Raw genomic sequence first — 14,669 nt, 5'->3', positions numbered from 1 at the left:
AGTTATTTTTATCCTATATTTACTATATATTTTTTAATAGTGTAACTTTATAATTATTATGAAACCAATATTTACTGTAATGATTTTAATAATAATGTTAGCTTGTAATACTCAAGAAACCTCTAATATTATTAAATTAAATGCATCTCAATTAAAAGAATACATTTCTAAAGAAGATATTCAATTAATAGATGTTAGAACTTCCAAAGAATTTAATCAAGGTCATATTACGAATGCAAAATCGTTAGATTATTTCTCATCATCATTTAAAACTGAATTAAATAAATTAAATAAAGAGAAACCAATTTATTTGTATTGTAGAAGTGGAAAAAGAAGCGGCAAAGCCTCTGAAATATGTAATGAATTAGGTTTTAAAAAAATTTATGATTTAAATGGAGGTTATTTAGCTTGGTCTAAAGAAAATAAATAAACTTTAATAATCTCATCATAATTATTTTTTTGTTTAATAATTTATTAAATTTGTTAAACATGAAAATAATTCGTTTCACCAAAAAAGGCATTTATTGTACTCCTGGAAAGTTTTATATCGATCCTTGGCATCCTGTAGATTATGCAGTGATATCACACGGACATGCAGATCATGCACGTTGGGGAATGAAACATTATCTTTGTCATACTCACACTAAAAATATTTTAAAACAACGTATTAGTCAAGATATTTCTGTAGAAACACTCAATTACAATGAATCTAAAACTATTAATGGAGTTAAAGTTAGTTTTCATCCTGCTGGACATATTATCGGATCTTCTCAAGTTAGATTAGAATACAAAGGAAAAGTTGTAGTTTTTTCTGGAGATTATAAAATAAAAGAAGATAATTTAACTATTCCTTTTGAACCAATTACGTGTCACGAATTCATAACTGAAAGTACTTTCGGATTACCAATTTATAAATGGCAAACAGAAGCTGCGATTCAGTCACAAATCCATAATTGGGTGGCAAAAAACAAAGCCAATAATCGAACAAGTGTGTTTTTTGGTTATTCGTTAGGAAAATCACAACGTATTATGAAACTTTTAGAAGGATTAGATGAAATCTATGTTCATAATGCAATTCATCATATAAATACTGCAATTACAGCCTCAGGAGTCAAAATTCCAGAAACTATTCGCTTAGATGGAAATTTTAAAAAAGCTGATATTCAGAATAAAATTATCATTATGCCGCCAGCTTTGCTTGGAAGTAAAATGCTGAAAAGAGTTCCGAATGTAGCTACTGCAATTTGCTCTGGTTGGATGCAAATTAGAGGAAACAGACGCTGGAGAGGCGTAGATGCGGGTTTTGTAGTAAGTGATCATGCCGATTGGGATGGGTTACTTAAAGCTGTAAAAGCAACAAACGCAGAGAAAGTTTATGTAACTCACGGATCTCAAGCTATTTTTTCTCGTTATTTAAATGAAATCGGAATCGAATCTGAAGAAGTTATTACCGAATATGGTAACGATCAAATAGAATCAGAAGAAAAGCAAATTGTAACCCAAGAATCAACTTCATGAAACAGTTTGCCGAACTTATAAATGCAATAGAAATCACAAATAAAACCAATGCAAAAATTGATGCATTAGTTGATTTTTTCGCAACAGCACCAGACAAAGATAAACTTTGGATGATTGCATTATTCACAGGAAAAAGACCTTCACGACCTGTAAAATCTTCGTTAATGAAATTATGGTGTGCAGAGATTTCTGAACTCCCAGAATGGTTGTTTTTAGAAAGTTATAGTACAGTTGGTGATTTAGGGGAGACTTTAGCCTTATTATTATCTGAACCAGAAGCAACAATTGAAAAGTCGTTACATGAATGGATGATTGAATTAATTGCTTTAAAACCTAAAAGTGAAGAAGAAAAAAAAGAATATGTAATCAATGCTTGGAACGGATTACAGATGCAAGAACGATTGATTTTCAATAAATTAATTGGTGGTAGTTTTCGAATTGGTGTTTCTAAAAAAACATTAGTCAATGCTTTAGCAAAGTTGACGAATATCGATGTAAATAAATTGATGCATAGTATTATTGGTAATTGGGATATCAATACGATTTCTTTTGATGAACTGTTATCAGGAACTCATATAAACTATGATAATTCTAAACCATATCCGTTTGCTCTAGCATACAGTTTAGAGAAAGAACTTGAAGAATTAGGCGATATAGACGATTGGCAAATAGAACATAAATGGGATGGAATTCGTGGACAAATTGTAAAACGAAATAGTGAATTGTTTATTTGGAGTAGAGGAGAAGAACTAGTAACAAATCAGTTTCCTGAACTCGTAGAAGCATTTTCTACCTGGAAAGAAGATTTTGTTTTAGACGGAGAAATTTTAGCTATTAAAGATAGTAGTGTGTTGTTATTTAATGATTTACAAAAGCGATTAAATCGTAAGAATGTTACTAAGAAACTATTAGAAGAAATTCCGATCGGATTTTATGCTTATGATTTGTTAGAGTATCAAAATGAAGATATTAGATCAGAAAGCCTTGATGAAAGAAGGAAGAAATTAGAAAGAATATTTCAAAATAATAAGACTAACTCTATTCAATTATCAAGTGTAATTAAATTAGACTCTTGGAATAAACTAGATGAAATTAGAAACGATTCTAGAAAAATAAATGCTGAAGGATTAATGTTGAAATCTAAAAATACGGAGTATCATATTGGTCGAAAAAAAGGAACTTGGTGGAAATGGAAAATAGATCCATTAACGATTGATGTAGTTATGATTTATGCACAAAAGGGTAGTGGCCGTAGAAGTTCCAAATACACAGATTATACGTTCGCAGTTAAAAAAGACGATAGTTTAGTCACGATTGCTAAAGCCTATTCCGGACTTACAAATGCTGAAATAACTGAAGTTAGCCGTTGGGTAACTAAAAATGCTACAGAAAAATTCGGACCAGTTCGAACTGTGAAACCAGAATTGGTTTTTGAAATTGCTTTTGAAGGAATCGCTTTAAGTAATAGACATAAATCTGGTGTTGCACTTCGTTTTCCTCGAATTAAACGTTGGCGAAAAGATAAAACAGTAGCTGATATCGACACTATAGAATCTGTAAAAGACTTAATTTTTAATCAATGAGTATAGAAACAACTGAAGGATATAAAATTATTGAAGATTGGTTGTCTTCTAAAAACTTTTCACCTTTTGATTTTCAATTAAAAGCTTGGAAAAAATACGCTCAAAATTATAGTGGATTAGTCGTTGCACCAACAGGTTTTGGTAAAACCTATTCCTTGTTTTTAGCTGTTTTGATAGATTATTTAAATCATTCTGATCAATATAAAAAAGGCTGTAAATTATTATGGATAAGTCCCCTGAGGTCTTTAGCAAAAGATTTACAAAAAGCAATGCAAGCTGCAATTGATGAAATTGGTTTAGATTGGATTGCAGCTGTTAGAAATGGCGATACACCTCAAAATATTCGTCGACAACAAGAACGAAAAATGCCGGATGTATTGTTAACGACTCCAGAAACCATGCATTTGTTGTTTACACAAAAGAAAAATTCTAGATGGTTTAAGAATATTCGCTGTGTTGTAATTGATGAATGGCACGAACTTTTGGCTACAAAACGTGGAGTTTTAACAGAGTTAGCCATAGCTAGAATTCTATCGTTAACCAAAGATTTGAGAGTTTGGGGAATTTCAGCAACTATTGGAAATTTAGAAGAAGCAAAAACAGTTTTGTTACCAAACCCAAAATTGAAAACGACAATCATCACTTCCAAAGAAAAGAAGAAACTTAAAATTGTTTCTTTATTACCTGATGAAGTGGAATTACTGCCTTGGGCTGGTCATTTAGGTGGACAATTGGTGAAAAAAGTATTGCCTATTATTTATGAAAATACGACAACACTAATTTTCACTAATACTAGAAGTCAATCAGAGCTTTGGTATCAATTATTGTTAGATACTGATCCAGATTTGGCTGGGCAAATTGCGATTCATCATGGATCCATCGATAAAAAACTACGAAATTGGATTGAAGACGCTATTAATGATGGATTATTGAAAGCCGTAGTTTGTACTTCTTCTTTAGATTTAGGTGTCGATTTTAAACCTGTAGATTGTGTAGTACAAATTGGTTCTGCTAAAGGAATCGCACGTTTTATGCAACGAGCGGGAAGAAGTGGACATTCACCTAACGAAGTATCAAAAGTGTATTGTTTACCAACTCATACATTACAATTAATTGAAGTTTCTGCATTAAAAGAAGCCGTAAAACAAAAAGATGTCGAAGCTAGAATTCCTGTGGTCTTAGCGTACGATGTTTTAGTTCAGTTCTTAGTGTCTTTAGCTGTAGGAGAAGGTTTTCAATGGAAAGAAACTTTTGAATTAATTCAGCAAACACATGCTTTTGCTGAACTTACTGAAGAAGATTTTAGTTGGGTAATGCAATTTATTACGCAAGGCGGAAATATCTTAAAGACTTACGAGGAATTTCATAAAGTAGTCTTTGAAGAAGAAACCAATTTATATAAAGTTACCAGTAGGAGAATTAGCATGTTACATCGAATGAATGTTGGTGCTATTGTAAGTGATGCCATGTTGAAAGTTCGTTTTATGAAAGGCGGATTTATTGGTATGATTGAAGAGTTCTTTATTTCTAAATTAAAAAACGGAACTCCATTTGTATTAGCTGGTCGAGTTTTAGAAATCGTTCATATTAAAGACATGACCGTTTTTGTGAAAAAAAGTAATTCTAAAAAAGCAATTACACCAAGCTGGAAAGGAGGGAGGCTACCATTAACTTCATATTTGAGTCATTATTTACGATTAAAACTTAATGATGCTTTGCACCCTGGAATTAGAGAGAAAGAATTAAAGTTTTTGAATCCGTTGCTAACAACGCAAAATAGTAATTCTCATATTCCAAAATCGGATGAATTTTTAGTAGAAAAAATAAAAACTAAAGAAGGTTATCACTTGTTTTTCTATCCTTTTGAAGGTCGTTTGGTTCATGAAATAATGGCATCATTAATTGCCTACAGAATCAGTAAATTGAAACCAATTACATTTACAATTGCGATGAATGATTATGGATTTGATTTATTGAGTGATCAAGAAATTCCTGTTTTTGAAGAAAATTTAGATCGTATATTGTCCAAAGAAAATCTTATGGAAGATGCCATAGCAAGTGTAAATGCTTCTGAAATGGCTAGTAGGAAGTTTCGTGATATTGCTGTAATTGCTGGTTTGGTTGTACAGTCGCAACCCGGAGCAAGAAAAACAAATAAGAGTTTACAATCGTCATCAGGCTTAATTTTTAGAGTTTTAGAAGATCATGAACCAAATAATTTGTTATTACGACAAGCCTATACAGAAGTGTTTAATGAACAGCTAGAACAAGCACGCTTATTTGAAGCTTTCGATCGTATTTCGAAAAGTAAAATCATTTTAAAAGAGGCGAGAGGCTATACTCCTTTGAGTTTTCCTATAAAAGTTGATAGTTTACGAGATACTATGAGTAATGAGAAATTAGCAGATCGTATTTTGCGATTACAAAAACAACATTATAAACTGATTCAGTGAATATTTTAACAGAAGATATTGAGTTTTCCAATACTAAATTGACCTTAACAAATCAACGAGTTATCTATTGGAAAGACAAAGAAACATTAATTTTATCTGATATTCATATTGGTAAAACAGCACATTTTAGACAACATGGAATTGCTGTTGCAGACACTGTTTTACATGAAGACTTACAACGCTTATTAACCTTAATCACTCATTTTTCTCCAAAAAGAATTATTGTGGTTGGAGATTTATTTCATGCGAAATACAATTCTAATATCGAGACTTTTAAAGAGTGGTTAGTTTCAATTTCAAATGTTGATAAAGTTCTGATCAAAGGGAATCACGATAAAATGTCTGAAAAGAAAATACAAAAACTCGGTTTTGAAACCGTCACTTTTTTACGAGAAAACGGACTCACTTTTCGCCATGATTTAGATGATGCAGTTGAAGGAGAATCTATAATTTGTGGTCATATGCATCCTGGAGTTCGTATTAAATTCAAAGGAAATCAATATGTAAAGTTACCGTGTTATTTGGTAAGTAAACATCAGTTAATTTTACCAGCGTTTAGCTTATTTACAGGTTTAAATACAAAGTTTAGTCAAGAAGAGAATAAAGTTTATGCCTTTGATGAACAACTAATTTTTAAAGTTTGAAAATATATTTTAATGCTCAATTAAAAGGTCATTATTTTTTAAAGAGTTTATTAATTGCTTTTTTAATTTATTAATGTTTTTTTCCATGTTGTCTTGATCTTTTATTTCAAACTGACCTTTCCATATCAGTTCTCTTTCCTTATCCGGACAAATACAATATAAAGACGTTTCAAAAACTAAAATAACATAATCCTCTTTTTTTCCTTTTTCAATCATATAATTATACTGATTTCCATAATAATATTCTTCAAAAGTTTGATTACTTTTCATGTACTGATAAAGTAAACTTGTGGTATGATATCTTTTTTGTCTACCTATTATTTTGGTTACCAAAATTGCATCAAAATCATTTTTTAATAAATCGTCTTCAATTTTTTGAAATTCAGTTTTAGATATTTCTTTTTTAATAAAAGGAGTATTTAAAAAATCAATACTTTTCTCAACAAATACACCTTGATTTTTTAAAGCTTTTTCTATACTGTTTTCAGTAATTTGTCTTGATTCAGTATTGGTGTTCAAACTAATTATTAATACTTTATTTGCATGAAAAAATCCTATATCAGGGTTTTTATATTGTTGAACCAGTTTATTGCTTACACAGCTAATATTAAATAATAATAGTATTCCTAAAAGAATGATTTTTTTCATATGAACTTATTAATCTGTAATTCTTTTTAATCCTAAAGCTAAATTTCTTTCCAATACAGAAAAATCGTTATCAGCATTAAAAATATCTCTCATCTCATTAAAAAGTAATTGAATTTGATGTGTAGAATAATTAAGATCTTGTAGTGTGTTTTTTATTTTATGAATAGACTCATAATCATTGTCTGAATTAAACTCTAGATGCATTTTATTGAAAATTGATTCAGAAACTTTAGTTTTAATTAGAGTCAATTCTTCCTCAGATTCTTTTAAATCAGCATTCATCGCGTAGATAAAGAAATAAGCTTTAAGTTCTTCATGATTCCAATTTGTTTTTAATTGTAATTTCGTACTCATAATAGTGGTATTTAATTTTTATAAATGTATGTAGTTTATAATAAATAAACTATGACAGATATCATTTTACTTCTTGTTTTTCAGCATTATACAAGCATTAATAAAGAAGTTCTCTTTATTTATATTATTTTTAAAAAAGTCGAGTAATTCTTTTTTAGATGTGATATCTTTTTTAAGTATTTCAGGATTCACTTCATAAAACCTAAGTGTATCGTTTTCTACATCAAAACCATAAAAAGTATTCATATTACCTGTATTTGAAATAATATTCATGATTTCTTGACCTTTAATTTTAATAGAATAAGAAATAAGTTCTTCATTAGAATCAAAAATCAATTTGTATTTCTTTTTATTTAAAGCTTTTATTTTTAAAGAATCACCTTCAAAACCTTTAATACAAGGTGTTGTCCATGTTCCTATTAAGTCAATATTAATTTCTTCACTATTAGGCAATGAATATTCTGACTTAAGTGAACAGCTCAATAGAAAAAGCATTATTATTAAATGTCTAAATTTTAACATGATATAATTTTTAAAGTGTGAATTTTTTAATCATTAATCTTCCGTTTAAAACAAATTTATTAGTAATGTGAAGGCTGTAAAATGATATAAATCAGCTGTTCGATATGATTTATATCATTGTAAATTAAGGTTATCGAAAATATTTTTGTTTCAACAAAAAGAATAAAATGAAGAAAATATTAATACCCACTGATTTTTCTATAAATGCACATGAAGCATTATTTTATACCATTAAACTTTTTAAAAATGAGCGATGTAAATTTTATATTTTACATTCATTTGAGGTAGAAAATCCAATCTTTACTACTAAAAACTCAAAAAAAGATGGTAAAATAAGATACGAAGAGAAATTAACGGAGATTAATACGAAATTAAATGAAATTTTAGTAAGTATTTCTGGAATTTCTGAAGGTTCTGAACATATTTTCGAGACATTAGCTATAACTAAACCTTTAGTTGAATCTGTACAAAAGACCATTCAAAAATTATCTATTGATTTAGTAGTGATGGGAACAAAAGGAGCTAGTGGTATAAAAGAGATGTTTATGGGTAGTAATACTGTAAAAGTATTAAAATCTATTTTTGATGTTCCTTTGTTGATAGTACCAACAGAAATTAATAATTTTAATTTCAAAAATATCGCTTTTGCAACTTCATTTAAAAATGAATATTCTGAAAGATCATTAAGATATTTAAAGGAATTTTGTAAATTATATAAATGTAATTTAGAGATTATTCACATTGATAACTTAAAAGAATTCACAGATAATGAAAATAAGAATCGTAAAGTATTAGAATATAATCTTGAAAACATCAATTATTCAATAAATTTAATTACAAAAAATAAATCGACAGAAAAAGATATTAGAGATTATTTAAGTAATATAACTTATGATTTATTAATTATGGTTAATTATAAACATGATGATTTATATAATTGGATGAACGAATCTGTTGTAAATAAAATGGGGTACCATACTAAAATTCCTTTTTTAATTTTACCTGATTAACTTTTATTATTTCATAGATTTAAATTTTATAAGAATCTCATACACAAAACTATTTGTTTTTTGACATGGGATTTTTCTTATTAAAATTAATGTTATTATATTTTTTATTTAACATAATATAAATTATAGTACAAAAATATTTGTAAGCTATAATTCTATATTATGTATAAATAGCCCAGAATGTTAACGTTTCTAAAAGATTGTTCAGTACTCGGGTCATTTAACATTGGTTCGGTTTTCTGCTAACAATAAACATTTCGTTCGTTTGTACTATAATTGGCCGCTATGTTAAATTGCCGCACGCAAACGCATGTATTGCTTTTTAAAAATAATTATGCTGTCGCAGTAATTTTTTTAAACACAATTTTCCAACGCTTACAGCCGCACAAAAAGCTTACATTTCGTTTTTAAATTAAATTTTCGTTGAATATGGAATTCTCGTTGTAATTTTTTTCAGGAGCTTTTCGTTAAACTATACGCAAGAGTATAAAATTTTCCTACCGCATCATCCACACTAAAATTTCTATACACTTGCTAACATTTTGGTTCCAATTAAGCATTTTTAATTTCTTGCATTATCTTTTGTCTTGAAACAAAAGAAACAAAAATTCAAGGCTTCAGATAATTTTGGAAACAATTACGGTTCATTCGCTATATTTTAGAAAACATTCTAACTAGTTAATCTTGTTCTGAATTAGCCTTAAAGTTTGTATTAATTAAGAATATGTATTACTAAAACTCTAAAATATGGACGCTCATTTCACCTATTGTTTTCACCAAAATTCTCTGAGGCCGTTTTGCCAATGCTACATCCAGATAAAACAAGCTCTATTTTACATAATATGATACAATTAAAAATCGTTAATTGATACATTTATCCCATGTATAACTAATGCATCTCTATTCTTTTTTAAATCTGCAGCTACTGCGTAATTTAACTTGTAGATTTTATCTATCTCTACATTAATCCTTTCTTTAATTAGGTTAATTATTTCATAAGTAGTTTGTCCATTAAAAAATTCAATTAACCCAATAGTTGCAGAACCTACGAAAGCATCTAAATACTTATTATCCCATATCCAAATTTTCTTCTTATAGCCAATATAACACAAAACACCATTTTCATTTGTCAGGTCTGCTCCTAGCGTTAATCCTGTGCTACAGGCAAATGTATAGATAAACCCCCCAGAAAGAGCTACACCGTTTAAATCTGTTGAAATATATTCCTGAGTTCCCCTTACTAAAGCATCAGAATTACCGTGAGAAAAAGCCCCAATTATAAATCTTTCTTTAGGGTTTGCAAATGCAGTAATACCTGTATGATGTATTTGTGGACTAGTTAATGAAGAAAATTGAATTCCATTATTAACAAAATAATCTTCAATTACTTCTTTACATAGGTTAAAAAAGAAACCAGCTCTGACATCATTTTCGTCAGTAATAAGTAAAGTATCCGCCATTATAACTTCTCTTTACCTCTTAATAATAAATCGATTGTAAGTGCATTTAATCTCTGTGCAAAGTCCTTACCTATTTCTGTTTGATTTCTCACTTCAAAAAGAATATCATTTAGTGAGTATGCGTCACCCTCTGTAGAAAAATAAATAGGCTTGTCTTTATCTTCTGGACTTTCAATTATCCAATCTTCAATTGAATTTTCCAGGCTTTTTTCTAAAAATAAATATGCTTTGTTAATTATTTCCATAGCTTCAGCTATAGAACAATCTTTACTTAAAAAACCAAAAGCTCGATTATTTATAAAGTCACTAAATTCTTCATTTGCTTGATTAATTCCACTCCAAAGAATAACAGGGATTAAAGATGAGCTAGAGTAAATTTCTTTCAATAAGTCGTGACCATTTAAAATATCATCTTTAGAGAATTCAATATCTAATAAGACGATTAAATTTATTTCTAAATTATCTTTGATATAGTCTAAACCTTCCTGCGGATTAGAAAAAAACCTAACGTTGTTAAATTTATCTTCTATTGTAAATAGTAAAGGATGCTCTTGAATTTCCTTATTATCATCTATTATTACAAATGTTACTTCCATTTATTATTATTTTTTAAAGGGTAAAGTGATATTAAATGTTGCGCCTGTTGGCTTTAATTCATTATCTACCACTTCAATACTCCCTTGCATAGCTTCTACTCTTGTTTTGACCATATATAGCCCCATCCCTGCTCCTCCTTCTTCAGCAGTATCAGTGAAAAAAATATCAAAAATCCTATGCTTATCTTTTTCTTTTATTCCAATTCCATTATCCGAAAACAAAATAGTTACTTCATTTTTAGATGTCAAGCTACTACACTTTATAACCTTATCTTTTTTATTTTTTAATGCCTTAATTGAGTTAGAAATTAGATTGTCAAAAATATCTTCTAAAGCTTTTCTATTATAATTTAGTATTAAGTTATCTTTTATTTCTATGGTTGTCTTAATGCCTTGTTCAATTAGCCTATCATAATAGATGTTATTAAAAAGGTTAGATATTAATTCTCTTAAATTTATTTCTTCAAGTTCTGTATCTGATTTAGCATATTTAAGCATAAAATCTACTCCTTTTCTTAGTTTTAGCATTTCTTTATAAATACTTTTAGATATACTAATAAAGCGACTCTCTAAATTTGGATTTGGATAGTTATTATAAAAATATTCGGCACCCGTTAAAATATGACCTAGAGTATGCTTTGTCATATGTGAAAACATTGCAGCATAGGTTTGTAGTGATACCAAACTCATAAACAAGTTTTCTTGTTGTTTACTTTCTTTTTCTAATTTGGAATAGTCTTTAATACTTTTTGTAACACTTCCTTGTATCTTACCTAAATTTGCTTCAATACTTCTAAGTTTAGCCTGCACTTCAGGAGAAGCATCTTTTTTTACAGATGCGATTTCTTTTTTTAATGTTTTGAGATCCTGATTAGCAGTTCCTAAACTTGATTTAGTGTTTTCTCTTTCTACTTTTTTGACATTTTTAAAATAAGATTCTAACTGAACAATTTGTTCAATGATAAACTTCCTTAATTCTTCCCAAGCTTCATTTTCGACAAAACCTTGCCTATTAGTAGATTCTATTATCTCAGGATTATTTTCATCTGTTATCTCTACATAACCAAGTAAATCTCTTGTTCCAAACCTATCAAAAAAACCAGACCATCTTCTTTTATCAATTCCAAGTATATCTTTTTGTTTGTTTTGGTCTGCCACATATTCAGCAAAAGGTGTAGTGATTATGCCATCACGATATATCTTGATTCCGTCAATTTCTGAGTTGAAATGTTTTTTATATTTCCTTTTTGCAGGTAGGTCAAAATAATACAGTGTTAATTTTAAAAGTCCACAAGGTCTTTCAGGAACATTTATTTTATTTAAAGTCCCTTTTTTGTATTGTAATATCTCCTGAGTTTTATTCTTTTTATCAAACGTCAACTCAATTTTCTTAGTTGCAAAATCTATTAATTGAGTTTTTACTTTGACATTCTCAAATTCTGAATAGGGTGATTTTATTGTAATGTTAAAAGGGTAATTATTGGCAATAGTTGAATTAGGAGGTACTAACTTCGATAATTCTTTAAATGCTCTACTAATATCACTTTCAGTCCAAATTTCATTTACCTGAGAAATCTCTAATGTTGTACCTTGTTTTCCTTTGTCTCCAGTGTCATACCAATATTTATTTTCAACATCAGTAAAAAAAGGCTTTTCATCTTCAAAACTTAATTTCAGTTGAGAATCTTCAAGCTTAGAATAATGTGACCAATCTGTCTCTAAACACAAAATATCTGAACTACCACTCTTCTGAGTCTTTAGGATTAATTTATCTCCTAATTTATCAACTGCAAACCTACCTATTCCCTTTTTTCCTGCAACTTTTCTTTTGTGTGGAGCTGGAGATAATCTTTCTCGTCTTTTACTACTTGTCCCAATAACCATCCATTTGTTTTTGATATCAGAAAACTGCATTCCAATCCCATCATCTTTAATAACTATTTTTGAATTTGGAGTTAGAGGATTTATATCAATAAACTCTACAGTAACATTTTCAGCATTTGCATCATAAGCATTCTTAACCAATTCAAATAACGCAGTTATTCTATCAGTAATAAGCTCTCTCCCAATTAGCCTATATGCACTAACATCGAAATTAAATTTAATAGATTTCTCTTCTTTTAATGACATTAACTCATTTGGTTTATCTGTTCAAACAATGCTTTTGCAAGTAAAGGAGGTACAGCATTTCCTATTTGTTGTTGCATATACATTAGTGTTCCTTCAAAGATGAAATTATCAGGAAAACTTTGTAATCTAGCTGCTTCTCTAACTGATAGTCCTCTATTTTCAAAAGGGTGTATTAACATATTTTTTCTGTAATTTGAAATCACTATAGATGGTTTTTCAGAATCTAGACGTTTATAAATACCTGAATGGCAATTATTTTTATCGGCATAGTTTTTCATTAATTCATCTGGAATTGCCTTCCAATTTTGACCTTGCTTAATATGTTTATATCTCTCTAAAACATAATCTCTATTTCTTGAAACATAGTTTTGTGTCGAAAAATTAGAATTCGTTCTCATAGCTTCTGCAAACTCATTATTTGCTAAACTCTTATAAGGTAATGATGCTATATAATCACCATTTTGTAAGCTTGGTAAATCCAATATTGCATCTGCAACTGTAAACTTATTGGTCAATGGTTCTGGAAAGTCAAACTTTATTCCTTTTCTATTTCCTACCATAAAAAAGCGTTTTCTGTCTTGCGGGACACCATAATCTGATGCTAATAAAACATCGAAATTTACAGTATAGCCTAAGTCTTCCAACCGTTTCTTTAAAATTTTAACGACCTTACCTTTTTGAAAACTTCTGAAACCTTCAACATTTTCGAAAACACACCATTGTGGCTCTAGCTCCTCAATAAATCTTAAAAACTCCTCAAATAAACTATTCTTTTCATTTTTAGAATTTCTGGTAACTGTATTGGATAAAGAAAAACCTTGACAAGGAGGTCCTCCAAATAAAACAAATGGATTTTTAGAAATTAATTCTGTTGGTTTAACTTTTCTTATGTCCTCTACAATAACTTTCGATGATTTATGATTTTTAATGAAAGTATCCGCTGCATATTTATCATTTTCAACAGCAAAAGAAATATTAATTCCAGCCATCTCTGCACCGAGACTCATCCCTCCTGCCCCACTAAAAATATCACATCCTAGAATATTTCTTGAGGTATTATTTAAGTCAGTACTTAATTGTAATTTGTCTTCAATTAAAATATCCATAGTTATTTCTCGACAAGTTTTAATTTTTTACAGACTTCTTCAAATATTTCGCAAGGCTCTACATCAATAGCCAATGCTATTAAATACAATTCACTAGCTCTAAGTTTTGTCCTTTTATTATTTGACAATTCACTCAATCTCGTTTTACTGATTCCAGTTTTCCGAGATACATCAGACCTGTTTACAGATTTCCTTGATAAATAAAGTCCTAAATCAGTCATTTTTGTCCGTTTTTTAGATTATAAATGTAAAAATTAAGACAGTTTATTCCGATTTTCTAAACAGTTAATTTTTATTTTGTCTGTTTTTTGATATATTTGTTCCGAAAAACAGAACATTTAATCTTAAAAAGATACAACTTATGGGTAATTCAAGATATACAAAAGCAGATTTAGAACGTGTTGTTTACACTCAATTAGATAATTTAAACGCAATTCACGATTTACTTAGAGTTATGAAGCTCCAAAATGAGCTCATAGAAAACGCGAATAAAAAACTCAAAGATGAGATTATAGATTTTAAAAAGAGAGTTAATTATTCAACAGGCAAGAAATAAAACCATTCCATACACATTTTGCCTCCACTCCTATGCCCTTTCTGCAAAAAGAGTATTCCATTACATTTTTAAAGAAACTTTTAGAAAGA

Annotated in this window: 15 protein-coding genes; 7 read left to right on the top strand and 8 right to left on the bottom strand. The window is 29.0% G+C overall.

Annotated features, from left to right (window positions below; translation table 11 throughout):
• Window positions 1–58: 58 nt before the first annotated feature.
• From ACSIGC_RS02110 to pdeM, 5 genes are read left to right on the top strand one after another with little or no spacing between them, the layout of a single operon-like run.
• Entirely contained in the window at window positions 59–430 is a 372-nt protein-coding gene (locus tag ACSIGC_RS02110) for a rhodanese-like domain-containing protein (RefSeq protein ID WP_442266528.1), read from the top strand.
• A gap of 59 nt (window positions 431–489) precedes the next feature.
• Window positions 490–1,518 carry a ligase-associated DNA damage response exonuclease gene (locus ACSIGC_RS02105; protein WP_442266527.1) on the top strand — a complete coding sequence of 343 codons (1,029 nt, stop codon included), beginning with the start codon at window positions 490–492 and terminating at the stop codon, window positions 1,516–1,518.
• Window positions 1,515–3,101: an ATP-dependent DNA ligase gene (locus ACSIGC_RS02100; RefSeq protein WP_442266526.1), complete on the top strand. Its 1,587-nt coding sequence runs from the start codon at window positions 1,515–1,517 to the stop codon at window positions 3,099–3,101. The genes ACSIGC_RS02105 and ACSIGC_RS02100 overlap by 4 nt, the downstream gene beginning before the upstream one ends.
• Complete coding sequence (locus tag ACSIGC_RS02095) at window positions 3,098–5,554, top strand: ligase-associated DNA damage response DEXH box helicase (RefSeq protein WP_442266525.1); 2,457 nt, start codon at window positions 3,098–3,100, stop codon at window positions 5,552–5,554. Before ACSIGC_RS02100 ends, ACSIGC_RS02095 begins: the two co-directional genes overlap by 4 nt.
• Complete coding sequence (gene pdeM / locus ACSIGC_RS02090) at window positions 5,551–6,198, top strand: ligase-associated DNA damage response endonuclease PdeM (protein ID WP_442266524.1); 648 nt, start codon at window positions 5,551–5,553, stop codon at window positions 6,196–6,198. The genes ACSIGC_RS02095 and pdeM overlap by 4 nt, the downstream gene beginning before the upstream one ends.
• A 9-nt stretch (window positions 6,199–6,207) precedes the next feature.
• On the opposite strand, the gene ACSIGC_RS02085 is transcribed toward pdeM, so the two are convergent.
• From ACSIGC_RS02085 to ACSIGC_RS02075, 3 genes are all read right to left on the bottom strand, one after another.
• Window positions 6,208–6,846, bottom strand: coding sequence for a hypothetical protein (locus ACSIGC_RS02085; RefSeq protein ID WP_442266523.1), 639 nt, complete (start codon window positions 6,844–6,846; stop codon window positions 6,208–6,210).
• Window positions 6,847–6,855: 9 nt separating this feature from the next.
• The gene (locus ACSIGC_RS02080) at window positions 6,856–7,200 is read right to left on the bottom strand and encodes a hypothetical protein (RefSeq protein WP_442266522.1); all 345 of its coding nucleotides are present in this window, start codon (window positions 7,198–7,200) and stop codon (window positions 6,856–6,858) included.
• Between the two features lie 66 nt (window positions 7,201–7,266).
• Complete coding sequence (locus ACSIGC_RS02075; RefSeq protein WP_442266521.1) at window positions 7,267–7,722, bottom strand: hypothetical protein; 456 nt, start codon at window positions 7,720–7,722, stop codon at window positions 7,267–7,269.
• A 167-nt stretch (window positions 7,723–7,889) separates the two neighbouring features.
• Between ACSIGC_RS02075 and ACSIGC_RS02070 the strand changes: the two genes are divergently transcribed.
• Window positions 7,890–8,732: a universal stress protein gene (locus ACSIGC_RS02070; protein ID WP_442266520.1), complete on the top strand. Its 843-nt coding sequence runs from the start codon at window positions 7,890–7,892 to the stop codon at window positions 8,730–8,732.
• Between the two features lie 851 nt (window positions 8,733–9,583).
• Here ACSIGC_RS02070 and ACSIGC_RS02065 read toward each other — a convergent pair.
• From ACSIGC_RS02065 to ACSIGC_RS02045, 5 genes are read right to left on the bottom strand one after another with little or no spacing between them, the layout of a single operon-like run.
• Complete coding sequence (locus tag ACSIGC_RS02065) at window positions 9,584–10,192, bottom strand: hypothetical protein (protein ID WP_442266519.1); 609 nt, start codon at window positions 10,190–10,192, stop codon at window positions 9,584–9,586.
• Complete coding sequence (locus tag ACSIGC_RS02060) at window positions 10,192–10,788, bottom strand: response regulator (protein ID WP_442266518.1); 597 nt, start codon at window positions 10,786–10,788, stop codon at window positions 10,192–10,194. Before ACSIGC_RS02060 ends, ACSIGC_RS02065 begins: the two co-directional genes overlap by 1 nt.
• Window positions 10,789–10,794: 6 nt before the next feature.
• Window positions 10,795–12,918 (bottom strand): sensor histidine kinase, encoded by a 2,124-nt coding sequence (locus tag ACSIGC_RS02055; RefSeq protein ID WP_442266517.1) that lies wholly within the window; start codon window positions 12,916–12,918, stop codon window positions 10,795–10,797.
• Window positions 12,918–14,024, bottom strand: a complete 1,107-nt coding sequence (locus tag ACSIGC_RS02050; RefSeq protein WP_442266516.1) for a DNA cytosine methyltransferase — start codon at window positions 14,022–14,024, stop codon at window positions 12,918–12,920. Before ACSIGC_RS02050 ends, ACSIGC_RS02055 begins: the two co-directional genes overlap by 1 nt.
• A gap of 2 nt (window positions 14,025–14,026) precedes the next feature.
• A complete protein-coding gene (locus ACSIGC_RS02045) occupies window positions 14,027–14,245 on the bottom strand; it encodes a helix-turn-helix domain-containing protein (RefSeq protein WP_442266515.1) in 219 nt (72 codons plus the stop codon).
• Between the two features lie 140 nt (window positions 14,246–14,385).
• Between ACSIGC_RS02045 and ACSIGC_RS02040 the strand changes: the two genes are divergently transcribed.
• Window positions 14,386–14,580, top strand: coding sequence for a hypothetical protein (locus ACSIGC_RS02040; RefSeq protein WP_299886925.1), 195 nt, complete (start codon window positions 14,386–14,388; stop codon window positions 14,578–14,580).
• Window positions 14,581–14,669: the final 89 nt, after the last annotated feature.

Source organism: Tenacibaculum aquaeponti (genome assembly GCF_052084715.1).
Taxonomy (GTDB): Bacteria; Bacteroidota; Bacteroidia; order Flavobacteriales; family Flavobacteriaceae; genus Polaribacter.
The sequence above is the reverse complement of the archived record's forward strand: the minus strand, read 5'-3'. Positions and strand labels throughout refer to the sequence as shown.

What these genes read in the sequence shown, in the direction of transcription:
- ACSIGC_RS02110 (WP_442266528.1), top strand. Translation starts at nt 59, where the DNA reads ATGAAACCAATATTTACTGTAATGATTTTAATAATAATGTTAGCTTGT.
- ACSIGC_RS02105 (WP_442266527.1), top strand. Translation starts at nt 490, where the DNA reads ATGAAAATAATTCGTTTCACCAAAAAAGGCATTTATTGTACTCCTGGA.
- ACSIGC_RS02100 (WP_442266526.1), top strand. Translation starts at nt 1,515, where the DNA reads ATGAAACAGTTTGCCGAACTTATAAATGCAATAGAAATCACAAATAAA.
- ACSIGC_RS02095 (WP_442266525.1), top strand. Translation starts at nt 3,098, where the DNA reads ATGAGTATAGAAACAACTGAAGGATATAAAATTATTGAAGATTGGTTG.
- ACSIGC_RS02085 (WP_442266523.1), bottom strand. Translation starts at nt 6,846, where the DNA reads ATGAAAAAAATCATTCTTTTAGGAATACTATTATTATTTAATATTAGC.
- ACSIGC_RS02080 (WP_442266522.1), bottom strand. Translation starts at nt 7,200, where the DNA reads ATGAGTACGAAATTACAATTAAAAACAAATTGGAATCATGAAGAACTT.
- ACSIGC_RS02075 (WP_442266521.1), bottom strand. Translation starts at nt 7,722, where the DNA reads ATGTTAAAATTTAGACATTTAATAATAATGCTTTTTCTATTGAGCTGT.
- ACSIGC_RS02070 (WP_442266520.1), top strand. Translation starts at nt 7,890, where the DNA reads ATGAAGAAAATATTAATACCCACTGATTTTTCTATAAATGCACATGAA.
- ACSIGC_RS02065 (WP_442266519.1), bottom strand. Translation starts at nt 10,192, where the DNA reads ATGGCGGATACTTTACTTATTACTGACGAAAATGATGTCAGAGCTGGT.
- ACSIGC_RS02060 (WP_442266518.1), bottom strand. Translation starts at nt 10,788, where the DNA reads ATGGAAGTAACATTTGTAATAATAGATGATAATAAGGAAATTCAAGAG.
- ACSIGC_RS02055 (WP_442266517.1), bottom strand. Translation starts at nt 12,918, where the DNA reads ATGTCATTAAAAGAAGAGAAATCTATTAAATTTAATTTCGATGTTAGT.
- ACSIGC_RS02050 (WP_442266516.1), bottom strand. Translation starts at nt 14,024, where the DNA reads ATGGATATTTTAATTGAAGACAAATTACAATTAAGTACTGACTTAAAT.
- ACSIGC_RS02045 (WP_442266515.1), bottom strand. Translation starts at nt 14,245, where the DNA reads ATGACTGATTTAGGACTTTATTTATCAAGGAAATCTGTAAACAGGTCT.
- ACSIGC_RS02040 (WP_299886925.1), top strand. Translation starts at nt 14,386, where the DNA reads ATGGGTAATTCAAGATATACAAAAGCAGATTTAGAACGTGTTGTTTAC.